Origin of the sequence: Rhizobium sp. N122 (genome assembly GCF_002211295.1) — a bacterium.
Taxonomy (GTDB): domain Bacteria; phylum Pseudomonadota; class Alphaproteobacteria; order Rhizobiales; family Rhizobiaceae; genus Rhizobium.
In genome coordinates this window covers 84926-107032 of the sequence record NZ_LOKU01000004.1, presented here as the reverse complement: position 1 = coordinate 107032, position 22107 = coordinate 84926, and the positions used below count along the sequence as shown (strand labels likewise).

At 62.2% G+C, this 22107-nt stretch carries 23 protein-coding genes; 11 read left to right on the top strand and 12 right to left on the bottom strand.

Features of this window, described 5'->3' with window-relative positions:
- Positions 1-153 precede the first annotated feature (153 nt).
- Complete coding sequence (locus ATY75_RS04400; RefSeq protein WP_003567353.1) at positions 154-1377, top strand: argininosuccinate synthase; 1224 nt, start codon at positions 154-156, stop codon at positions 1375-1377.
- A 58-nt stretch (positions 1378-1435) separates the two neighbouring features.
- Here ATY75_RS04400 and ATY75_RS04395 read toward each other — a convergent pair whose 3' ends face one another.
- Positions 1436-2659, bottom strand: a complete 1224-nt coding sequence (locus tag ATY75_RS04395) for an adenylosuccinate synthetase (protein WP_088936654.1) — start codon at positions 2657-2659, stop codon at positions 1436-1438.
- Positions 2660-2715: 56 nt separating this feature from the next.
- Positions 2716-3618, bottom strand: coding sequence for a hypothetical protein (locus tag ATY75_RS04390; protein WP_088936594.1), 903 nt, complete (start codon positions 3616-3618; stop codon positions 2716-2718).
- 173 nt (positions 3619-3791) lie between these two features.
- On the opposite strand from ATY75_RS04390, the gene ATY75_RS04385 reads away from it, so the two are divergent.
- The gene (locus ATY75_RS04385; RefSeq protein WP_088936593.1) at positions 3792-4460 is read left to right on the top strand and encodes an NUDIX hydrolase; all 669 of its coding nucleotides are present in this window, start codon (positions 3792-3794) and stop codon (positions 4458-4460) included.
- Positions 4461-4510: 50 nt separating this feature from the next.
- Here ATY75_RS04385 and ATY75_RS04380 read toward each other — a convergent pair whose 3' ends face one another.
- Positions 4511-5479, bottom strand: coding sequence for a DMT family transporter (locus ATY75_RS04380; RefSeq protein WP_143535264.1), 969 nt, complete (start codon positions 5477-5479; stop codon positions 4511-4513).
- Between the two features lie 279 nt (positions 5480-5758).
- Between ATY75_RS04380 and ATY75_RS04375 the strand changes: the two genes are divergently transcribed.
- Positions 5759-6673: a LysR family transcriptional regulator gene (locus ATY75_RS04375; protein WP_088936592.1), complete on the top strand. Its 915-nt coding sequence runs from the start codon at positions 5759-5761 to the stop codon at positions 6671-6673.
- A gap of 15 nt (positions 6674-6688) precedes the next feature.
- On the opposite strand, the gene ATY75_RS04370 is transcribed toward ATY75_RS04375, so the two are convergent.
- Positions 6689-6910: a DUF2798 domain-containing protein gene (locus ATY75_RS04370; protein WP_064841004.1), complete on the bottom strand. Its 222-nt coding sequence runs from the start codon at positions 6908-6910 to the stop codon at positions 6689-6691.
- Between the two features lie 396 nt (positions 6911-7306).
- Here ATY75_RS04370 and ATY75_RS04365 point away from each other — a divergent pair, with 396 nt between their 5' ends.
- The 3 genes from ATY75_RS04365 (at position 7307) to ATY75_RS04355 (ending at position 9049) form a co-directional block, all read left to right on the top strand.
- Positions 7307-7714 carry an organic hydroperoxide resistance protein gene (locus ATY75_RS04365; RefSeq protein ID WP_088936591.1) on the top strand — a complete coding sequence of 136 codons (408 nt, stop codon included), beginning with the start codon at positions 7307-7309 and terminating at the stop codon, positions 7712-7714.
- A 92-nt stretch (positions 7715-7806) separates the two neighbouring features.
- Entirely contained in the window at positions 7807-8259 is a 453-nt protein-coding gene (locus tag ATY75_RS04360; RefSeq protein ID WP_190241313.1) for a DUF6130 family protein, read from the top strand.
- Between the two features lie 148 nt (positions 8260-8407).
- On the top strand, positions 8408-9049 hold the full coding sequence (locus tag ATY75_RS04355; protein ID WP_088936590.1) for a LysE family translocator: 642 nt from the start codon (positions 8408-8410) through the stop codon (positions 9047-9049).
- A 5-nt stretch (positions 9050-9054) separates the two neighbouring features.
- On the opposite strand, the gene ATY75_RS04350 is transcribed toward ATY75_RS04355, so the two are convergent.
- Positions 9055-9483, bottom strand: coding sequence for a hypothetical protein (locus ATY75_RS04350; protein ID WP_088936652.1), 429 nt, complete (start codon positions 9481-9483; stop codon positions 9055-9057).
- A 212-nt stretch (positions 9484-9695) separates the two neighbouring features.
- Between ATY75_RS04350 and ATY75_RS04345 the strand changes: the two genes are divergently transcribed.
- From ATY75_RS04345 to ppa, 4 genes are all read left to right on the top strand, one after another.
- On the top strand, positions 9696-11783 hold the full coding sequence (locus ATY75_RS04345; RefSeq protein WP_088936589.1) for a M3 family metallopeptidase: 2088 nt from the start codon (positions 9696-9698) through the stop codon (positions 11781-11783).
- A 157-nt stretch (positions 11784-11940) separates the two neighbouring features.
- Positions 11941-13761, top strand: a complete 1821-nt coding sequence (gene typA / locus ATY75_RS04340; protein WP_064840999.1) for a translational GTPase TypA — start codon at positions 11941-11943, stop codon at positions 13759-13761.
- A 199-nt stretch (positions 13762-13960) separates the two neighbouring features.
- Positions 13961-14467, top strand: coding sequence for a GNAT family N-acetyltransferase (locus ATY75_RS04335; RefSeq protein ID WP_003582861.1), 507 nt, complete (start codon positions 13961-13963; stop codon positions 14465-14467).
- A gap of 146 nt (positions 14468-14613) precedes the next feature.
- Positions 14614-15150: an inorganic diphosphatase gene (ppa, locus tag ATY75_RS04330; protein ID WP_012559229.1), complete on the top strand. Its 537-nt coding sequence runs from the start codon at positions 14614-14616 to the stop codon at positions 15148-15150.
- A 4-nt stretch (positions 15151-15154) separates the two neighbouring features.
- Here the strand turns inward: ppa and ATY75_RS04325 are convergent, their stop codons facing one another.
- Both ATY75_RS04325 and ATY75_RS04320 read right to left on the bottom strand, forming a co-directional pair.
- Complete coding sequence (locus tag ATY75_RS04325) at positions 15155-15466, bottom strand: DUF167 domain-containing protein (RefSeq protein ID WP_088936588.1); 312 nt, start codon at positions 15464-15466, stop codon at positions 15155-15157.
- A complete protein-coding gene (locus ATY75_RS04320; RefSeq protein WP_088936587.1) occupies positions 15463-15852 on the bottom strand; it encodes a YggT family protein in 390 nt (129 codons plus the stop codon). Before ATY75_RS04320 ends, ATY75_RS04325 begins: the two co-directional genes overlap by 4 nt.
- Before the next feature lie 60 nt (positions 15853-15912).
- Here ATY75_RS04320 and ATY75_RS04315 point away from each other — a divergent pair, with 60 nt between their 5' ends.
- Positions 15913-17148 (top strand): MFS transporter, encoded by a 1236-nt coding sequence (locus ATY75_RS04315; protein WP_088936586.1) that lies wholly within the window; start codon positions 15913-15915, stop codon positions 17146-17148.
- Between the two features lie 30 nt (positions 17149-17178).
- On the opposite strand, the gene ATY75_RS04310 is transcribed toward ATY75_RS04315, so the two are convergent.
- The 5 genes from ATY75_RS04310 to ATY75_RS04290 form a co-directional block, all read right to left on the bottom strand.
- Entirely contained in the window at positions 17179-17952 is a 774-nt protein-coding gene (locus ATY75_RS04310) for a glutamine amidotransferase (RefSeq protein WP_088936585.1), read from the bottom strand.
- Complete coding sequence (locus ATY75_RS04305; RefSeq protein WP_064840994.1) at positions 17921-18406, bottom strand: TerB family tellurite resistance protein; 486 nt, start codon at positions 18404-18406, stop codon at positions 17921-17923. Before ATY75_RS04305 ends, ATY75_RS04310 begins: the two co-directional genes overlap by 32 nt.
- Positions 18407-18423: 17 nt before the next feature.
- On the bottom strand, positions 18424-20037 hold the full coding sequence (locus ATY75_RS04300) for a heme biosynthesis protein HemY (RefSeq protein ID WP_088936584.1): 1614 nt from the start codon (positions 20035-20037) through the stop codon (positions 18424-18426).
- Between the two features lie 4 nt (positions 20038-20041).
- A complete protein-coding gene (locus ATY75_RS04295; protein ID WP_190241312.1) occupies positions 20042-21331 on the bottom strand; it encodes a COG4223 family protein in 1290 nt (429 codons plus the stop codon).
- A gap of 68 nt (positions 21332-21399) precedes the next feature.
- A complete protein-coding gene (locus ATY75_RS04290) occupies positions 21400-22107 on the bottom strand; it encodes a uroporphyrinogen-III synthase (protein WP_088936582.1) in 708 nt (235 codons plus the stop codon).

Sequence of the window (22107 nt, the reverse complement as noted above, 5' to 3'; positions counted from 1 at the left end):
TCGGACGTTGGCGAATATGGGCTCCGCTTTGCCGCTGTCAAACGCTATCGCCGCCGGTGGCGTCGCACTTGCCCTTGCGTCACGCGTCAATCTCGCTAAAAGTGCCGCGACACCGGGTTTTCGCCGGCCTTTTATGCAACGGACCTCATCATCATGGCATCATACAAAGACGTGAAGAAAGTCGTTCTCGCCTATTCCGGCGGTCTCGACACCTCGATCATCCTGAAGTGGCTGCAGACCGAACTCGGCGCCGAAGTTGTCACCTTCACCGCCGATCTCGGCCAGGGCGAAGAGCTGGAGCCGGCGCGCAAGAAGGCCGAAATGCTCGGCATCAAGGAGATCTACATCGAGGATGTGCGCGAGGAATTCGTGCGCGATTTCGTCTTCCCGATGTTCCGCGCCAATGCCGTCTATGAAGGTGTCTATCTGCTTGGCACCTCGATTGCCCGTCCGCTGATTTCCAAGCATTTGATCGATATCGCCCGCAAGACGGGTGCGGATGCAATCGCCCACGGCGCCACCGGCAAGGGCAATGACCAGGTTCGTTTCGAGCTCTCCGCCTATGCTTTGAATCCCGATATCAAGATCATCGCGCCGTGGCGCGACTGGGCGTTCAAGAGCCGCACCGACCTGCTCGCCTTCGCCGAGCAGCATCAGATCCCGGTCGCCAAGGACAAGAAGGGCGAGGCGCCCTTCTCCGTGGACGCCAACCTTCTGCATTCCTCTTCCGAGGGCAAGGTTCTCGAGGACCCCGCCCAGGAGGCGCCGGAATATGTGCATATGCGCACCATTTCCCCGGAAGCCGCGCCTGATAAGGCGACGGTGATCAAGGTCGGCTTCCGCAAGGGCGATGCCGTCTCGATCAACGGCGTCGAGATGTCGCCGGCGACACTGCTGGCGACGCTCAACAATTACGGCCGCGACAATGGCATCGGCCGTCTCGACCTCGTCGAGAACCGCTTCGTCGGCATGAAGTCGCGCGGCGTCTACGAAACACCCGGCGGCACGATCCTGCTCTCGGCGCACCGCGCCATCGAATCGATCACGCTCGATCGCGGGGCTGCCCATCTCAAGGACGAGATCATGCCGCGTTACGCCGAGCTGATCTATTACGGCTTCTGGTTCTCGCCGGAGCGCGAGATGCTGCAGGCACTGATCGACAAGAGCCAGGAGCATGTCGAAGGCGAAGTGACGCTGAAGCTCTACAAGGGCAATGTCATGGTCATCGGCCGCGAAAGCGAAAAGTCGCTCTATTCCGACAAGCTCGTCACCTTCGAGGACGATCAGGGCGCCTACGACCAGAAGGACGCGGCCGGCTTTATCAAGCTCAATGCGCTGCGTCTGCGCACGCTCGGCAAGCGCAACCTCGTGAAGTAATCGCCGTTCGCGTTTACGCGGAATATGAGCCCGCCGGCATTGCCGCGCGGGCTCTTAGTTATTCAGCGACTTTCGCGGCGGCTGCATCTGCATACAGCCTGACATCGCTGCGGCGGGGTCCCCAGCTTTCGGCCCAGAGCAGCAGGCCGACGCGTTCGGCTATGTCAGACGCCGCCTTGGCAGGATCAAGCCGTATCGCCTCTCCGTCATCCGTTACGGCAAAACCATCCTCCGCCTGATCGAGGCAGGTGACCGCCAGTCCGGCTTTGACGGTGATGCCGCTGCGGTCCAACGTCAGATCGCGTGTTATCGCCTCGCGCAACGTGCCGAGATCGAGCGGCGCGAGCCTCAGGCTGCCCTGCCACTCGTTCGGCGCATTGGTGGGATCAACAACGGTGATGCCGGGCAGTGCGGCAACTTCGCCCTTGAGGGGGCCGGCGCCGTGCCGGGTGGTGTAGCAGCGCGTCGCATATGTTGCGTCGAGCGCGGTGATGCCGGCTTCGGCTGCAATAGCGAACATATTGGCGAGCCCGGTATTCGAGCGGGTAACATGGGGGAAGGCGCCACAGTTCTGATCGAGCCCGAGGCCCTGCGCCGCCTCGAAGATGACGGCGCCGCGTTCGCACAGCCGCCGGTCGGGCCAGAGCGTGACGCGGTCGAGATAGGCGGCGCAATCGGCCTCGAAGCGGGCGATGGTGGTGTCGTCGGCCAGCGCGGCGGCCAGCTCTGCGGGCAGGGCGGTCATGCCGAGTGCGGCCAGCCGGACGGGCACCCAGGCATCGCGGATGGAAACAAGGCGGGCGTGCAGATCGGGGCGGAACAGATCCTTGGTCGAGAGGGCGAATTCGGGGCGCAGATTGCGTTCGATGGTTTCGCCGAAGCCGAGGCCGCAGCTGCCGTGACGGGCAGTGCCGCGCGCCAGCTCCAAGGCCTGGTTGATGATGACGTCGAAGGGCGTGGTGACCGGTGCCCGCGGGTCGCTGCTGATCTCAGGCCTCACCCCGAGCTGGCTGAGATCCGTCAGCTCGCCGAGCAGCAGCATCGGATGGGCGACGAAAAAGCGGCTGAAATGCGTGGCGGCCCCGGCAAAGCTGCCCGAGCCGATATGATGGAAGACATGGCGGCGGCCGGCGGGATCGACCACGGTGTGGCCGGCCTGAGCGCCGCCATTGCTGCGAACCACCACGGCCCCCGGCGTGGCTGCGGCAAGACGGTCGACCATCAGTCCCTTGCCTTCGTCGCCATAAAGCGCGCCGATCACGGCCTGTGCTTGGATACCCATCATTCTGCTCCTCAATGGCCCCGGCGCGATCGCGCCGGGGCAGTTAGAATGCCGGATTAAAAGAAGGGCAGCAGGCGCCGCTTCGGGCGTTCGCCGATGGCCTTGGCGACGACTGCGGCGGCCGCACCCGGCCAGCTGGCGGCCACCTCGCCGGCATCCCGGCCCTCGGTGATCTCGATGATCGACACCACCAGTTCGGCGATGCGCCTGTGGTCATCGAGCACGAAGGTCCGGCCCGGCAGCAACGGCTGCCAGCTCGCCAGCACCCGGTCGAGCCGCGCGGCTGCATAACCCTCGCGGATGACGATGTGGAAGACCTCATAGGATCTCTGCGCCATCGCAAGGCATTCCCGGGCGTTCAGACCGCGCGGCGGTTCGATGCCGAAGATGCGGGCGATCTGGTCGGCAGTCAGGCCATTGTGAACCGGCTCGTCGCCGATGGTGAAGAGATAGCCTTTGCGGCCGCGCCTTTCGAAGGCATCGGTCGAGGTTTTGAGGGCAGCCAGAAGGTGGGCGGCGCTGTAGCTTTCGCCGTCATTGCCGCCGCCATTGCCTTCGAGCCACAGGGCGCGGATCTGGCTGGCAAGCGAGATGTCGGCCTCGAACTGGGTGGCCTGCAGCGGTGCGGTATCGGTATACGCATCTCCGATCGCCGCCACCATGATATGCGGATCGGATACCGGCCGGCGGTCATAGATCTCCGATGTCAGGGTGATGAGCCCGCCGCGCATCAGCTCGTGGGCGATCATGCCCATCGAGCCGGTCACATCCGAGGCGAGAATGATCGGCGTCGACTGCGGATTGTAGGCGCTGTCGCGGCTCTCGCGGGTGGCAAAGCGCGCCGGATCGAACCGGGGGTCGATGCCGGTGGCGCCGAATACTTCGGACCGGCTGCGGCCATCCACATGGCGTGCATTGTAGGCCGCCCAGTCGGCTGTGCTGAAACGTCCCATACCCATGGCATCACTCCTTTGCTTGTTGCCTTGGCGATCAGGCCCGGGCGTCCCGCCCGCTGCCTTCGTTATCGATCATATAGACTTGCAAATTGCACTTTGCAAGTTGCTATTTGCAAATTGTTATTTTTATGATGGGCCCTTATGAGAGCCCAGAACACTTCACCAGGAAGATGCCAATGGCAGAGGCTGAATTCGCGCGGCCGATCGTGACGGTCGACACCGTCTTGCTGACGCTGCACCAAGGACGATTATGCGTGGCCTTGCTGCCGCGGCCCGCCGAGCCCTTTGCCGGCGTTCCGGCGCTGATCGGCGGCTATCTGCACATTGACGAGGACGCCGATGCGGAGGCGGCGGTGCGGCGCATCCTCAAGGCCAAGGCAGGGCTTGAGGGCATTTTCTTCGAACAGCTGGCGACCTTCGCTTCGGCGCGGCGCGATCCTCGCGACTGGTCGGTATCGATCGCCTATTTTGCGCTGGTCCCGCAGGGAGCGTTGGAGGGCGGCGCCGGCCTGCTGGAATTGCGGCCGATCGAGGCCGCTGGCGAACTGCCCTTCGACCATCATGAGATCGTCACCGCCGCGCTGGCGCGGCTGCGCGGCAAGGGCGCCTATTCGACCATCCCGGCAAGGCTGCTTCCCGAGGTCTTCACGATGTCGGAACTGCAGGCAATCTATGAAACGGTGATGGGCGAACGGCTGGACCAAAGCGCCTTTCGCCGCAAGATCAACGATCTGGATCTGCTCGAGGTGGTCGAAGGCGAAAAACGGCAGACCGAGCGGGCCCGGCGACCGACGACGCTCTATCGTCTGAAGACGCCGGTTGCTGTGTTCGACCGAAGAATTTGAACGCATCGGTTGCTCTGTCTCGCCGGAGCGATGCGCTGAACGTGAGAGGGTCACTCGTGCGCAAGCGATATCTTTCCCGATGCAAATTGGCGATCGTAGAAAATCCGCACCGACAAAACAACGCCGGCGATCAGGACAGCCACCCCAGCGATTTCGATCGGGGTCGGCCAGCGAGCATGCACGACCAGTCCTCCGATGACGCCGAAGGCCGTTTCCGAAACGATCAACTGTGCGGCCAGGGCAACGGGCAGGCTCCGTGATGCGATGTTCCAGGCCCAGACGCCGCCTACGGTTGCCAGCAGCGCGAAAGACGCGCCCCAAACATATAGGCTGCTGGCGGCATCCCAGCCGAACCCCAATACCGGAAGCTGGAACAGGTCCATCGCGGCGCCGACGGGATAGAAGACCAGCATCAAGACGCCACCTCCGACCAAGATCAGGGCCGACCACACGCCGGAGGGCATTTCTGGTCGGGCAGCGAGGGCGGCCTGATTGGCAAGAGCGAACCAGACCCAAAGTCCCACGGCAGCAAGCGCCAGCAGCACGCCAACCCACAGGGATTCGACGGAGTCCAATCCTTCAGCCGTGAATGCCGTGCCATTGACGAGAACAAGGCCGACCAGCACCAGCGCCAGAGGCATCATAAGGGATCGCCACGGCAATGATCCCTGACGCTGATTGCCAATGACCATCAATACGATCGGCACCAGACCGAGAAAGGCCGGAGCGATGACGGGGCCGGCAAAGACGGCCGCTCCGGTCACGGTCAGGAAGTAGCCGACATATCCGACGAAGGCGAGCCAGATGGCCTGCAGACAGTTCCGAAGCGTGAGATGGCGCATCGCACCTTTCTGCGAAAGCAGAATGCAAAGCCCGACGAGGGCCGAGACGACATGACGGATGAGGGCAAAATCAAAGGTGGAATAGTCACCGATGATGAACGGCACAACAAAGTTGAGCGAAAAGGCAAAGGCCGCAAAAAGCGCGGCCGACACGCCGACATAGAAGAGTCTGTCCATAATGTTCACCCTTTTGGCGTTGGTTCCTGGACCTTTGATCGTCGTGACGCCCGGCCGCTTCGGTCGGCCAATCGGGCGGGATATGGGATCGAATGGGTAAAATTTACCGGCTACGGGCCTTGGCCGGTACCCGGTGAAAATGAGAGCCACCCTCTCGATACGCCTGGGATCGTCAGGCGATCTGCGTCGTCGAGGCCCGAGGTGAACGGCGGAACCGCCTATTCAGCAGAACCGATTTCTCATATCCTAAACAGAGAGGCTTCCAACCATCGGGGCAATATGGATCGGCTTGATGCAATGCGGGTTCTGCTTGCGGTGGTTGATGCCGGGAGCTTGTCGGCGGGTAGCCGGAAGCTGAACGCACCGCTGCCGAGCGTCAGCCGCAAGGTCGCCGATCTGGAGCGATATCTCGGCACAAACCTCATCATCCGAACAAGCCGCAACCTGCAGCTTACCGATGCCGGTCGCGACTATGTCGACGCGGCACGCAAGATTATCGCCGATCTGGAAGAGGTCGAACGCAGGGCGTCAGGCGAGTACCAGACGCCGCGGGGACTGCTGACCATCACGATGCCGATCGAGTTTGGCCACCGGTATGTCCTGCCGATCGCACTTGATTTCATGAACGAGCATCCGCAGGTGATATTGAACGTTCTTTCACTCGACCGCTCTGTTCATCTGGTCAATGAGCAGGTCGATGTCGCCATCCGACTTGGTGAGTTGGAAGACAGTTCGCTCCACGCCGTCAAGGCCGGTGAGTTCCGTCTGTTGACCTGCGCAAGTCCGGCCTATCTGGAACGGCATGGTCTTCCCCAACATCCGACCGAACTTGCCAATCACGATGGGATCATGTTCCACAAGCGGTCGTTCTTTTGGAGTTTCGAGATCGACGGGAAGCCCGCCGAAATTCTGCCGCGGAGCCGGATCGAGGTGAACACGGCGGCCAATTGCGTCGCCGCCGCGCTAAAGGGGGCCGGCATTGCCCGCCTCTTCGACTATCAAGTTCCGGAGGAAGTGTCCTCGGGCGCGCTTGTGCAGATCCTGAAGGACTATGGCGGCGGGCCCAAGCCGGTCAACATCGTCTATTCGCGTCAGGGCCTGCTTGCCCTCAAGGTGCGTGCCTTCATCGATTGGGCGCTCCCCCGCCTTCGCGCGGTTTGCAGCAACTACGGCGATGCGCCTTCATCGGAATGAAGCTGGCCCCTGCCTTCAACGAACGACGCGATCGATCTGCGCCTGAAGGCGAGGGCCGACCAGCAGGATGGCGGGGATGACGATGAGATAGGCGATGCTCCACGAGCGGAGCCATGTCAGGGCGAACCCCTTCGAGAAGCCCAGGTTGAGCGCAAGCAGTGTAAAAGAGATCAGCCCTGTCGTTACGATGCCCATCGATAGAGCGAAGACGATCTTGCGTTTGAAATCCGTGTTCATGTCGGTCTCCCGGCTGGATGTGAAAGCGGGACCGCTTCAGTGGTGACGATCCCGGGTTAGCGCTTTGAAAGTCGCGCAATTCCGGCACCGGCGGTAGCGAGAGAACCCGAGAGGCAGCCTCCCGAATCCTGCAAGTTCTCAACGGTCGGGGAACCGTTAGGCCTGTCTACCCGGTCGCCTGGCGCGCCGCGGATATGAGGACGCAACACGAGACTTTTCGACATTGTCGCAGCGATCCCGCTTCTCGTTGCCGGAGGCGCCGCTGATCGAAAACGAGAGGCTCACTCTCGTTTCTGCCCGCTACCGGACCGGACTTGCAGAGCTCATTTTTCCGTCATCGCAGCCCAATTCCCTTGATCCCGGGCGGCGTCGAACAAACCGACAAGGAGTATCTGAATGTCGACAATCATCTACACCGGCACCACCAACACCACCGGCGGCCGTGACGGCGCGTCTCGCAGTTCCGATGGGCGCCTCGATGTAAAACTGTCCCCGCCCGGTTCCTCGGGCCCGGGCACGAACCCCGAGCAGCTCTTTGCTGCGGGCTGGTCGGCCTGTTTCCTCGGCGCGATCGGAAGAGCCGCGGCCGAGCGCCAGCTCCGTGTGCCCGCCGACGCCGCCATCGATGCCGAGATCGACCTGGTCTCGAATGACGACGGCTATGTGCTGCAGGCGCGGCTGAATGCGAAGCTGCCGGGCATCGAGGCGGATCTCGCCAAGGTGCTGGTCGAGCGTGCTCATCAGCTCTGCCCTTATTCCAAGGCCACCCGCGGCAACATTGCCGTCGAACTCAAGGTCGCTTGATCGGGCTCCAATCAAGGGCCGTTCAACCCACGTCGCGCCAGCGTCCCGGCATATGTCGGTGATATCAGGCGCGACTTCCAAAGGATTTTGTCATGACCATGATCGCAAGAGCCCTCGCAACGGCGGTTTTACTGCTTGCCGCCGGCACACCCATCCACGCGCAAACGCCGCATCATGCAGCCACGCCGTTTCTTCCCATCCAGAACGAGCCTGCACCCAAACTCTTCGTGGATCAGCCGCTTCCGGGACCGCTCGCGAAGAGAGCGGTGGCCATCATTCCCTATCGAACCGAAAACTTCCGCATCCTGCCAATCTTCGGCGCCAGCGCCAGCGAGGTCTCGCCGAGGGCCGGTCACCTTCATGTCAGCATTGACGACCTGCCTTGGCGCTGGGCCGATGCCGGCGGTACCGGCGCTATCGTCCTGACCGGCCTGCCGACTGGTGAACACAAGGTGCTCATCGAAATCGCCACGCCGGAACACGAAGTGCTGGGCGGAGAGGTCGTGAAGTTCACCGTGCCGGCGATCGACAGCGCGCATCCTTAGAGGTCTATTATGTAGGGGCGAATGAGAGACTTTCGCTTTGAGCCGGAAGCTGTCGCCAGTGGCGTTTGCTATTTGATCCCGCTTCGCACAGCCCTTGACGGGTGCCTGCCATCGCTTAGTCTGCCAAATCATCCTCCGGAGTATGTCTATGACGCAATCCCTGGTCTTCGGCGCCTTTCTGGCGGCGCTTTTCTACGTGCTCATTCCCGGACCCGCCTTTCTGCAACTGCTCGGCATCGGCGCCGGGCAGGGGCGCAAAGCCGGCGCTTTTTTCATGATGGGGCATCTGGTCGGGGATCTTATCTGGTCGTCGCTGGCGCTGATCGCGATCGTCGGGGCAAAGACCATCGGAACCTTCGTCTTCGACCTGCTTGGCCTTGCCTGCGGTTTCTATCTCGCCTGGATCGGCTGGAGTGCGGTCAATGCCAAGCCGAAAGCCGAGGGACAGGCTCTGATGGTGGTCGAGCGGCCGTTTCGCCGCGGGCTGATCTTCGGCGTCACCAATCCCAAGGGATATCCGGTGGCGCTCGCCACCTTCACCGCGCTGGTCGCGGGTTCGGCCGGGGCGCTTGATTTCGAGGCATTGCCGATGCTTCTCTGCGTGTCCTTCGTCGGTTTCGTGACGGCCGACATCATCCTGATCGGCATCATCGGCGCCGGCGCGGTTCGCCGCTTCTATCGCGCCCATGAGCGGCTGATCGTGCGCTGCTCCGGCGTCCTCTTCATGGGGTTTGCCGCTCAGGCACTTTGGCACGCAACGCCCGGCCTCATCGGTTGGCGCAAAGCCTGATTTAACTATTCCAGGAAATCGACGATCGATTTCAGCGTCTGGACCTCATCGGGATCGCCGATCGACGTGGCGATCTGCAACTGACTTTTGTAATAATCGAGAAAATTGAAGCTCGTGCCGTCGGTGACGCTGGAGAGATCGATGACGTTGCCGAGCGGATCGATCGCGTGCATCGGCAGAGGCTCGGAGATCGCAGCGTAGGTGTTCTGATCGATCAGGCCGCTGTCGAAACTCTGACGCGCGTAATTCCGCAGTTCACCAGGGCTGACCGCGGTGAAATCCGGGCCTTCGTCACTATTGTCGTCGATCTGGAACGAGGCCGGGGCCGGAGCTCTGGTCTCGATTTCAATGTCAGAGGTCTTCGAAGTTTTTGCGTTATGGGGATTGTTTTTAAATAGCAAACTCTGAGAAGACCGCACAGAAAAAATTTCCATGGCGCGCATGTCCCCTTACAGGAAGAATATGGAGAAACTAGCGCTTGCGCGTGATTCGCGTCAATCGTTAACAAGTGGTTAATTCTAGCGCGTCAATTTTTGTCCACCAGATTTGGCGGGTGGGGCGAAAGGCGCTTGCCTGCAACATACCAAATCCACGGCCGCTCTCCTATATTGACGATCCACCTGCATGCCAAAAAGGAATTTCTCCGATGTCTTCTCCCCGTGATTTCAATCCGGCGCTGGTCAACTGGGACGGTCTTCACGGCCTGCCACGTTTCGATGCTCTCGATGACGGCGATTTCGCCGCCGCCTTCGAAGCGGCGCTCGCCGCCCATGAAAGGGAGATCGACGAGATCGCCGGAAACGGTGAGGCGCCGACATTCGATAATACCGTCACGGCGCTGGAGATTGCCGGCGATGCGCTGTCGCGCGTTTCGGCGCTGTTCTGGAACAAGGCCGGCGCGCATACCAATGATGTGATCCAGGCGCTGGAGCGGGAGATCTCGCCGAAGATGTCGCGCCACTATTCGAAGATCGGCATGAATGCCGCGCTCTTTGCGCGCATCGACACGCTCTGGGAAAAACGCGAGAGCCTCGGCCTGACGCTCGAACAGACACGCGTGCTGGAGCGCCACTGGAAAGGTTTCGTCAAATCGGGCGCCAAGCTCGAGAAGGCCGAGCAGGAGAAACTCGCCGCGATCAATGAAAAGCTTGCCGGTCTCGGCACGCAATTCGGCCAGAACGTGCTGGCCGACGAGAAGGCCTGGGCCCTGGTACTTTCCGATGGGGCCGAACTCGACGGGCTGCCGGAATTCCTGCGCGACGCAATGGCCGCGGCGGCGCGCGAACGCGGCGACGAGGGCAAATATGCGGTGACGCTGTCACGCTCGATCATCGAGCCGTTCCTCACCTTTTCGGAGCGCCGCGATCTGCGGGAACAGGCTTTCAAAGCGTGGGTGGCGCGCGGCGAAAATGACGGCGAGACGGACAATCGCGGCGTTATCAAGCAAACGTTGGCGCTGCGCCATCAGGTGGCGAGCCTGCTCGGTTACGGCAATTTCGCCGAGCTGAAGCTCGACAATACGATGGCGAAGACGGCGGATGCGGTCAACGACCTGCTCAAGGCCGTCTGGGCGCGTGCGGTGAAACGCGCCGGCGAGGAGGAGGCCGATATATTAGCGCTGATCGCCGAGGAGGGGCGTAACCACGAGGTGATGCCCTGGGACTGGCGCCACTACGCCGAAAAGATCCGGGCGCGGAAGTTCGATTTCTCCGAAGCCGAACTCAAGCCCTATCTGCAGCTGGAGAAGATCATCGAGGCCTGCTTCGACGTGGCCCAACGGCTGTTCGGTATCCGCGCCGTCGAGAAGAAGGACGTGGCCGCCTATCACCCGGATGTCAGGGTGTTCGAAATCAGGGATCGCGAAGACCGGCTGGTCGCGCTGTTCCTCGGCGATTATTTCGCCCGCGGCTCGAAACGATCGGGCGCCTGGATGAGCTCGCTGCAATCGCAGCACAAGCTCGAACTAAAGAATGGCCGCCACGGCGAGCTGCCGATCATTTACAATGTCTGCAACTTCGCCAAGCCGGCCGAGGGCAAACCGGCGCTGCTGTCGCTCGACGATGCCCGCACGCTGTTCCACGAATTCGGCCATGCGCTGCACGGCATGCTTTCCAACGTCACCTATCCCTCCGTTTCCGGCACCGGCGTCTCGCGCGATTTCGTCGAACTGCCGTCGCAGCTCTACGAGCATTGGCTGACGGTGCCCGCCATCCTGAAGAGCTACGCCGTGCATGTCGAAACCGGTGAGCCGATGCCGCAGGCGCTGCTCGACAAGGTGCTGGCTGCGCGGACCTTCAATGCCGGCTTCAACACCGTCGAGTTCACCTCGTCGGCGCTTGTCGATATGGCCTTTCACACGCGGGAGGCGGTCGCCGACCCGATGGCGGTGCAGGCGGAGGTGCTGGCCGAGATCGGCATGCCGAAATCGATCGTCATGCGCCATGCGACGCCGCACTTCCAGCACATCTTTTCCGGCGGTTATTCGGCCGGTTATTACTCCTACATGTGGTCGGAGGTGCTCGATGCCGACGCCTTTGCCGCCTTCGAGGAGACGGGCGACGCCTTCAACGGCGAGATGGCGCGCAAGCTCAAGGAAAACATCTATTCCGTCGGCGGCTCGATCGATCCGGAAGATGCCTACAAGGCCTTCCGCGGCAAGCTGCCTAGCCCGGATGCGATGCTGGTCAAAAAGGGACTTTCGACCTTCGAGGAATTGACAGGCAGCGACGCCTAAGACAATTTGATGACACGCTTCGATGCGGCATGGCGGCAGCCATGCCGCAGCTTTTGCGCGTTCCCCTCTTTCGCAAACGCAAAAAAAACTGTATGGACGCCCCAAACCAATAGGCGCGTCCTCAAGAGCGTGCGCCGCAGCCTCAGAGATTTCACATATGGCACTTCGCAATATCGCGATCATCGCGCACGTCGACCATGGCAAGACGACCCTGGTGGATGAGCTTCTCAAGCAGTCTGGCTCGTTCCGCGAAAATCAGCGCGTAGCCGAACGCGTGATGGACTCGAACGATCTCGAAAAAGAACGCGGCATCACCATTCTCGCCAAGGCGACCTCGGTCGAGTGGAAGGGTGTCCGCATCAACATCGTCGATACCCCCGGCCACGCCGACTTCGGCGGGGAGGTCGAGCGTATCCTCTCGATGGTGGATGGCGCGATCGTTCTCGTCGACTCCTCCGAAGGCCCGATGCCGCAGACCAAGTTCGTCGTCTCCAAGGCGCTGAAGGTCGGCCTTCGCCCGATCGTCGCGATCAACAAGATCGACCGTCCGGACGGCCGCCACGAAGAAGTCATCAACGAAGTCTTCGATCTGTTCGCCAATCTCGATGCGACCGACGAGCAGCTCGACTTCCCGATCCTTTACGGTTCGGGCCGCGACGGCTGGATGAACGTCAATCCGGAAGGGCCGAAGGATGAGGGCCTTGCGCCGCTTCTCGACCTGGTGCTCAAGCATGTTCCGGAGCCGACCGTCGAAGAAGGCCCGTTCCGGATGATCGGCACGATCCTCGAAGCCAACCCCTTCCTCGGCCGCATCATCACCGGCCGCATCGCATCGGGCTCGATCAAGCCGAACCAGGCCGTCAAGGTTCTCGGCCAGGACGGCAAGCTGATCGAAACCGGCCGCATCTCCAAGATCCTCGCCTTCCGCGGCATCGAGCGCACGGCGATCGACGAAGCCCATGCGGGCGACATCGTCGCGATCGCCGGCCTCTCCAAGGGCACCGTCGCCGACACCTTCTGCGATCCTTCCGTCTCGGAAGCCATGAAGGCGCAGCCGATCGACCCGCCGACGGTAACCATGTCCTTCATCGTCAACGACAGCCCGCTGGCGGGCACCGAAGGCGACAAGGTGACCTCGCGCGTCATCCGCGACCGTCTCTTCAAGGAAGCGGAAGGCAACGTAGCCCTGAAGATCGAAGAAGCCGAAGGCAAGGATTCGTTCTACGTCTCCGGCCGCGGCGAACTTCAGCTCGCCGTTCTCATCGAAACCATGCGTCGCGAAGGCTTCGAGCTTGCCGTGTCGCGTCCGCGCGTCGTGATGCACAAGGATGAAAGCGGCCAGCTTCTGGAGCCGATCGAGGAAGTCGTCGTCGACGTCGACGAAGAACATTCCGGTGTCGTCGTGCAGAAGATGTCCGAGCGCAAGGCCGAAATGGTCGAGCTGCGTCCGTCGGGCGGCAACCGTCTTCGCCTGCGTTTCTACGCACCGACCCGTGGCCTGATCGGCTACCAGTCGGAACTGCTGACGGACACCCGCGGCACGGCGATCATGAACCGGCTGTTCCACGACTATCAGCCCTATAAGGGTGTGATCGGCGGCCGCGTCAACGGCGTGCTGCTCGCCAATGCTTCCGGCGAAGCCGTCGCCTACGCGATGTTCAACCTGGAAGATCGCGGCCCGATGATCATCGAGCCGGGCGAAAAGGTCTATGCCGGCATGATCATCGGCATCCATACGCGCGATAATGACCTTGAAGTGAACGTCCTGAAGGGCAAGCAGCTGACCAACATCCGCGCCGCCGGCAAGGACGAAGCGGTGAAGCTGACGCCGCCGATCCGCATGACGCTCGATCGCGCGCTTTCCTGGATCCAGGAAGACGAGCTGATGGAAGTGACGCCGAAGAATATTCGTCTGCGCAAGATGTATCTCGACGCAAACGATCGCAAGCGTTTCGAGAAGTCGAAAGCGGCTCTCTAAAAGCTTTAGAAATATGCTTTGAGACCCCGGCCTTGGTGCCGGGGTTTTTTATTGTGCGCTGCGCTGATTCCGACTTGTGACAATCGTTAAAAAAGCGTTAAATTTTATCTGTCGTCCACATATCAAGTCTGTGGGCAATCGATCACGATGCGCTGGCCGCATATGGTTAATTGCCTTTGGCGGGACCAGAGTAAACGTTATGAAGACGTTGTCGATCGATGTTCGGCGGGCCGAACCGCACGATGCCCGAGCCATATCGGAAACGCACAGGCTCGCCTGGCAGCACACTTACGCAGGCATCATTCCGCATCGCGCCCTGACGCAGATGATCGAGCGCCGCGGTGAAAACTGGTGGCGCAAGGCGACGCGCGGACCGGCGACGCTCCTGGTTCTCGATGTCGCCGGAACGGTTGCCGGCTACGCGACGCTCGGCCTCAACCGCGCCCGCGCTTTGCCGCAGGAAGGCGAAATCTACGAGCTCTATCTTCGGCCGGAATATCAGGGCATCGGTCTCGGCCGGATGCTGTTCGGCGAGGCGCGCCGGCTGCTGAAGTCGCTCGGCTGCAACGGGCTGGTCGTCTGGTGCCTCGAGGAAAACGAGACTGCCGGCCGCTTCTACCGCCATCACGGCGGTGTCGATTTCTGCGAAGGCATGGAAAATTTCGACCACAAGCAGCTGAAGAAGATCGGCTTCATCTGGAACTGACCGGCCTGGTCGGCAGTCGCCTATCCCTATTTGAAAGTTTCGATCTGTTTGCGCCGATGCCATCACGCATTGGTGATGTCAAATGTTGCGTTGCCGCATGAAACTGATTATCTGGCTGCGAGCAATTCAACCTCGCGGGAGTTCCTATGCGCATCGACGCCATTTCCATCGGTAATAATCCACCTGAGGACGTCAACGTTATCGTCGAGGTTCCGGTCGGCGGCCATCCCATCAAGTATGAAATGGACAAGGAAGCCGGCACGCTGGTCGTCGATCGTTTCCTCTACACGCCGATGACCTATCCGGGCAATTATGGTTTCGTGCCGCACACGCTGTCTGAGGATGGCGACCCGATCGACGTGCTGATCGCCAGCACCCGCCCGCTGGTTCCGGGCTGCGTCATCAATGTGCGCCCGATCGGCGTGCTGAAGATGGAAGACAATTCCGGCAAGGACGAGAAGATCATCGCCGTGCCGTCGCCGAAGCTGACGCTGCGTTATGAGAAGGTGAAGGATTACACAGACCTTCCCGAGATCACGCTGAAGCAGATCGAGCACTTCTTCGAGCACTACAAGGATCTGGAGCCCGGCAAGTGGGTGAAGATCTTCGGCTGGGGCGATTCCAAGGAAGCCGGCCAGCTTATCCTCGAAGCGGTCGAGCGCGCCAAGAAGACGAAAGGCTGATTGTTCAGCCTAACAAGGTTTCGAGCTTTTTTGCCAAATCCTCCGGGTCGCCCTCGATCCGGAGGATTTTTTTACGCGCGGTGTCGCCGGCGACGAGGCTGATGCTGGATTTGGGGATGCGCAGCGATTGGGCGACAAGAAGGATCAGGGCCTTGTTGGCCTTGCCCTTTTCCGGGACCGCGGTGACGCGCGCCTTCAGGTGCGTTTCGCCCTCGCCGTCGGCCTCGATGCCGTCGATCGCGTCACGCCCGCCATTCGGGGTCAGCCGAACGGCGAGACGGAGATAATCGCTGAAAAGCCTCCAGGGAGGGCTCAAGAGACCAGCGAGAAGATAAAAGGCTCAATTGGATTGTTGAGGATCAGCAGTATGAAGGCGATTATCAGCAGCAGGATGATCGGCGAGATGTCGATGCCGCCCAGATTGGGCATAAAGCGGCGTATCGGCCGGAGCGCAGGCTCGGTCGCATTGTAGAAGAACATGCCCAACTGGTTCACAAACTGGTTGTGTGAATTGATGACGTTGAATGCGTACAGCCACGAGAAAATGGCACTGCCAATGATCACCCACCAATAGATGTTCAAAGCCATATGGATGATTGTAAATATGGCTTGAAAAATTCCTGCCATTAGCGTCTCCAGTTCGTTGTTGACAGATATGTAGACATTGGCGATTAAACGGGCAAGAGCTGTGTGGCGACGCATGGCATATCATGTTTAACGGGTCGCTCCGCAGGCAATTCCCCGTCTTCTCGGAAAACAGCCATGTCGTTTTCGCCCACCGGAGACCGTTTTGCCGCGTTCCGGCATTCGTCCTACACGCGGTTCTTTTTCGCGCGCTTCCTGCTGTCCTTCTCGCAGCAGATCGTCAGCGTCGCGGTGGGATGGCAGATGTACGACCAGACGGGCAAGGCGATCTATCTCGGCCTGATCGGTCTTGTGCAATTCCTGCCGTCGCTGCTGCTCATGCTGGTCACCGGTTCGGTGGCCGACCGGTACAATCGCCGGGCGATCGCAGCGCTCTGCTCGCTGGTCAGCGCGCTCTGCACGCTGGCGCTGCTGGTCATGACTGTAATGGGGACCTTCACGCCGCTGCCGGTTTTCGCGGTGCTTCTGGTCTTCGGCATCGAGCGCGCCTTCATGTCGCCGGCGGTGCAGTCGCTGGCTCCCAATCTGGTGCCGGAACAGGATCTTTCCAACGCGATCGCCTGGAATTCGTCGTCCTGGCAGCTCGCGGCAATCACCGGGCCGGTGATCGGCGGTCTGCTCTACGGCGCCAGCGCCACGACCGCCTATACGGTGGCGGTGATCTTTTCCGTGCTCGGCGCGGCTCTTCTCTACATGATCCCGAAGCCGGAGCAGAAGACGACGGGTGAGACCAAGAGCTGGGCGATGATCCTCGGCGGCTTCAGTTTCATCCGCGCCGAAAAAGTGGTGCTCGGGGCGATCTCGCTCGATCTCTTCGCGGTGCTGCTGGGCGGCGCGACAGCGCTGATGCCGATCTTTGCCCGCGATATCCTGACGCTCGGCCCCTGGGGGCTCGGCCTGCTGCGTGCCGCACCGGGGCTGGGTGCCATCGTCATGGCGATCTTCCTCGCCGCCTATCCGCTGAAGCACCGCGCCGGCATTTACATGTTCATCGGGGTTGCCCTGTTCGGACTGGGAACGATCGTCTTCGGCATTTCGACCAACACTGAGGTCTCGATCGCCGCGCTGGCGCTGATGGGGGCGGCAGACATGGTGTCGGTCTATGTGCGCGAAAGCCTGATTGCGCTCTGGACGCCCGATCAGCTGCGCGGCCGCGTCAATGCGGTCAACATGGTCTTCGTCGGCGCTTCGAACGAACTCGGGGAGTTCAGGGCCGGCACGATGGCCTCGATCTTCGGCGCGGTGCCGGCGGTCGTTATCGGCGGTATCGGGACTTTGGCGGTCGCGGCGATCTGGGCTTCGAGTTTCCCCAAATTGCGGCGGATCGATACGCTCGACGCGCCCAGCACGTGAGATCGCGCGTGCTGCCGGATACGCAGAACTCTACGCGGGAAGTGTGATCGGCGAGGCTGTTTTCGCCGTCTTGCCTTCGAAGACGATATCGAGGAATTCGGTCAGCCAGGCTTTCAGCGGCGCGTCGAACAGCATGCGGCCTTCGAGGTGTTCGCGGCCCTGCTGGGCGTTCGGCAGGATGAAGCGATGCGCGCCGTGCACCACCCAGCGATGCATCATCACCCGGGTCAGTTCGGCATGGAATTGCAGGCCCCAGGCATTGCCGTCATAGCGGAAAGCTTGGTTCGGGTAGGCATCGCCTTCGGCGAGCAGCTCGGCGCCGTGCGGCAGGTCGAAGCCTTCGCGGTGGAAATGATAGACCATCTTCGGCCAATGCATCAGCAGACGGCCCCGCTCTGTCGGCCTTAACGGATACCAGCCGATCTCCGTCGAGCCGTCGGCATTCGGCTGCACCTTGCCGCCGAGATGACGCACCAGCAGCTGCGCGCCGAGGCAGATACCGAGATAGGGGCGTTTTTCCCGCAAGGGGATGTCGAGCCAGCCGATCTCCTTCTTGACGAAGTCGTCGGGATCGTTGGCGCTCATCGGCCCGCCGAAGACGACGGCGCCGGCATGGTCTTCGAGCGTCGTCGGCAGCGGCTCACCGAGAACCGGGCGGCGGATATCGAGGCGGTAGCCCTTTTCGACGAGCAATTGGCCGACACGGCCGGGGCTCGACCGTTCCTGATGTAGAACGATGAGGATCGGGCGGCTGTCGCGTTCCGGCTTTTTCTCAGTCGCTGTCATCTTGCGCAACCCGAACATCCGTCACCCTGGCGGCGGCCTCCTGCCGCTTCTGGATGCGTTCGCGCGAGGAGACGCCGAGCAGATCGGCGATCCGCCAGATCACATGGTCCTCCATTTCGCTGCGTTCGCCATCGGCATAGACGATATCCCAGAGAATGCCGATCAGCTCCAGCCGCTGCTCGGTATTGAGATGGCGTTTCAGGTCGGCGGTGAAGCGGTAATAATCGACGGCGGTGCTTTCGGCCTCGAGGCCGGCGGCCATCAGGGCATCGAGCTGCTTGCCGTCGAGCGCATATTGCTCCTTCAACAGCTTGCGCAACCGCTTCTTCTCGCTGGCCTTGATCTGACCGTCGGCCTCCATGACCTGCATGCAGAGCGCTGCCACCGCGATGCGCGGATCATCCGGGGCGAAACCTTTCTTTGGGCGGTCGGCGGTGAGATTCTGGAAGAATGCCTGAAAGCGTTCGAACATGCGGTTTTCGTTCCATTTCAGAAAAGGCGGAGCCGTGTCTTGGGTTCCGGTTCCACCCTGGGGTCGCGAACGCCGGGATCATCCGGCAGGCCGCCAAAGAAAGGTTTCGCTTCGCCCGGTGCCGGAGCTTTGTCGCTGACGGGTTCGGCGGGCTTCGGTTTTGCCGGTGCTGGTGCCGGCGTCGGGCGCACAGCCTCGGCAATCGTTGCGGCGCGTTCCAGTTCGATGATGCGATGGTCGTTAACCGGGCTTTCCGGCTTGACGTCGCGCAGCGGCGGTAAGGTCTTCAAAGCGGTTTCGATCGAGGCCGGCGTCGAACCGTCTTCGAGCGGGCCCTCGATCTGGCCGAAGGGCGCCTTCCATTCGAAGGCGTCGAGGCGGCCGGTCACCGGCGATACCGGCAGCCATGTGTCCGACACGAAACCATCCGCCACCCAGGCCGGATCGCGCGGGGCTTTCAGCGCCTGGGCCAGCCAGTGGCGCACGCGGCCCTGGTCTCCAGTCTCGGCCTCCTCGATGTCGGCCAAAAGCAGGAAAGCGGCTTCGCGCGGCTGCATGCGCGCCGCCGCTTCCGCCTTGCTGCGGGCCTTGGCGAATTCCTGCGCGTCGAGTGCTGCCTGGGCGGCGACGAGGAGGGATTCGACATTGTTCGGGCGCAACGCTTCCAGACGCTCGGCGCGCTTCAGCCGGTCGAGGGTGGAATCGCCGCTGCGGGCTCGGACATAGGCCTGGCCGATCTGGGGATGCGGCGCCGATTTCCATGCCTGTTCGAGGATTGAGGCGGCCTTGCGCACGCCGCCTTCGCGAAACAGCGCCTTTGCGGCAATGAGAGCGGCCGGAATGAAATCGGCGGCGAGCTTCAGCGCCTGCTGCGCGTCGTCGCGGGCCCCCGTCGGATTGCCTTCCAGTCTTTCGCCGGCGCGCGCCGTCAGCAGGACGGCGTGCAGACGGTTGGCCTCGGCCTTTTCGACGACGCGGGCGGCCTTCTGCTGTTCGAGCAGGCGGATCGCATCGTCCCAGCGGCCGGCCTGGCTGCGATATTCGAGCGTCGCCTGCGCGGCCCAGGGCAGATAGGGTGCGTTGTCGGCAGCCTTTTCGGCATATTGGCGGGCGGCCTCGTTGGCGCCGAGGCGGCGGGCCTCCAGATAAAGGCCGCGCAGACCGAGTTCGCGTGTCTCGGGATCGTTGGCCATCGCCTCGAATTTGGCGCGCGCCTCGTCATGGCGGCCTTCGATCAGGGCGGCCTGGGCCTCGAGCAGGTTGATCAGCGGCTCCTGATCGGCGCGGATGAGGCCGCGCGAGCGGGCGGCCATCTTGCGGGCGAGCAGCGCATTGCCGGCGCCGGCGGCGATCAGGCCGGTCGACAGTGCCTGATAACCGCGGTCGCGCTTGCGGGCGCGGAAATAGCGGGTGACCGAATGCGGCGAGGTCCAGACCAGGCGGATGAACCACCAGACGATCATCACGGCGGCGATCAGAGCGATGATCGCGCTGACCGCGACGATCAGCTTGGTCTGGTAGATCTGACCCTCCCAGATCAGCGAGAGGTCGCCTGGGCGATCGGCGAACCAGGAGAAGCCATAGGCGAGAAGCAGCACGAAGAGGGCAAAGAGGACAAGGCGGATCAGCATGGTCTCATCCCTCCTTGCCGGCGCCGGAAACGGCTTTCGACAGCGCCCCGCCGACCAGTTCCTCGACGCGGATACGCGCCTCGAGCGATTGCTTGAAGGCGGCGGACGCCTGCTTGCCGGGAGCCGGCAGATTGTTCCATTCGGCGGAAGCACCGGGCAGATCGCCGCTCTTCACCTTGTCCTCCATGCGGGCGGCGATGGCTTCGACGCTGTCGCCCTCGATATTGCCGACGGGGCGGACTGACACCAGCGACTTGGCGCTCGACATCAGCCGGTCCGACCAGCTCTCGCTCGGATCCGGCTGATTGACGGCTTCGACGATCGCGGTGGCGACATCGGGAACCTGACGCATGAGTTCGGCGCGCGAGGGAATACCGGTCTCGGCAAAGCTGCGGAGGTCGGCAACGGCGGGATCGTCGGGGGCGACGCCGGCGAAAGTATCGAGCTCGGCCAGGAACGGCCCGCCGCGATCGATCGCCGCCTTGAGGGCGGCTGCCGCGATCGCCCGGGCGACGGCGACATCCTCGCGCGGCTCGTTCAGTTTCTTCTCAGCCTCGTCGAGGCGCTTGGCGATATCGGCGCCGCTCGTCGTCTGCTGCTCGGAAGACTGGGCGAGCGTGGCGCGCAGCTGGTCGACCTGACCGGTCAGCTCGGCAATTTTCTGGTTGAGTGCCTCGACATTTGCCGAATCGGCCGGTTCGGCGGCCGCGGGCGCCTTGGCTGTCGTTTCCAGCGCGGCGATGCGCTTTTCAAGCGCGCTGTCATCTGCGCTCGCCGGATTGGCGGCGAGGTTGGCGACCGTCTGTTTCAAGCCATCGATCTCGCCGGAAAGATCGGCAATGTCAGGCGAGGCTGTCTGCGGCGTGGAGGAACCGGGGAGATAGCCGGCATATTGAATGGCGCCGGCGCCAAGCAGCGCCACCAGGCCGCCGAAGATGCCGGCGGCGATGAGACCGGAGGTGCCGGCGCGCCGCGCCTGTTCGGGAGGCGGCGTGAAGGCAGGCTCGGGGGCGGGCTTCTCCTCGTGCACATCCGTTCCGGACTGGCCCTCGTCTTCGGCTTTTTCTTGCTCGACCCGTTCATCTTCGACCTGCGGCGCAGCGTCGGTCTCTGATGTCACGGCGGCATCGGCGGGGCTGTTGTCGGCATCGCCGACATCATTCTCGACCGGCTTTTCGGTATCGGCTGCAGAGGCGAAATCCTGTGCTTCGAGGTCGATCGTGACCGGCTCGTCGGCGCTCTTCGAATGGCGTGGCGGGTTTCCGGATACCATGAGGTCCTCTTTATCCTGCATTGCAACGAAACTAGACAGTGATGCCAATTAAGGGAAGAGGTTAGATCAAATTTGGGCGGCTAAAGCATTCAAAGCAGCGACAAAAGACTTTTCTCATCCGGCATCGGCGCAATCGCCGCATTTTTTTTCAGCGCCGCCGGGATGGCCTGCGCCACCGCCTCGCTGAGGCAGAGAAGGCGGATTCCGCTTCCTTCCGACAGGGCCGAGCGAAGTTCCGCCACGCCAAAAAAATCGTCGGCCGTCTGCCGGGAATAGAAGAGAACGGCCTGCGGCGGCGTGGCTGCGAAGATCGCCTCGATCTCGGCCGGGTTGGGGGCGACAGGCTGCATGCGATAACATTCGGCGACCGAAAAGCGAATGCCGAGCTGGCGCAATCCTGCCTCGAATGTTTCCGCACGCGGCGTGCCGGCAAGGTAGAGCAGACCGTCCGCTGCCTGCGCGGCGACGAGTTCGGCGAGAGCGCCTCCGTTGCCCCGGGACGAAGCGACCGATCGGAAGCCGAGGCGGCTTGCAGCATCCGCCGTCGCCTCCCCGACGGCGAAAAGCGGGCGGGCAAGATGCGGACGAAGGTGCTCGCCGAGCGCGGAAAGGACCCGGACGGCTTCGGCGCTGGTCACCGCGATTGCGCCGCTGGTTCCCGCAAGTGCTGTTGCGGCTGCGGCGCTTTCATGCAGCGGTTGGCGCAGCGGCAGCAGGAAGGGCTCGTGGCCCATATCGCGCAAACGTTGTGCGGTTTTCTCAGCCGAATGCGCGGGGCGGGTGACGAGCACGCGCAT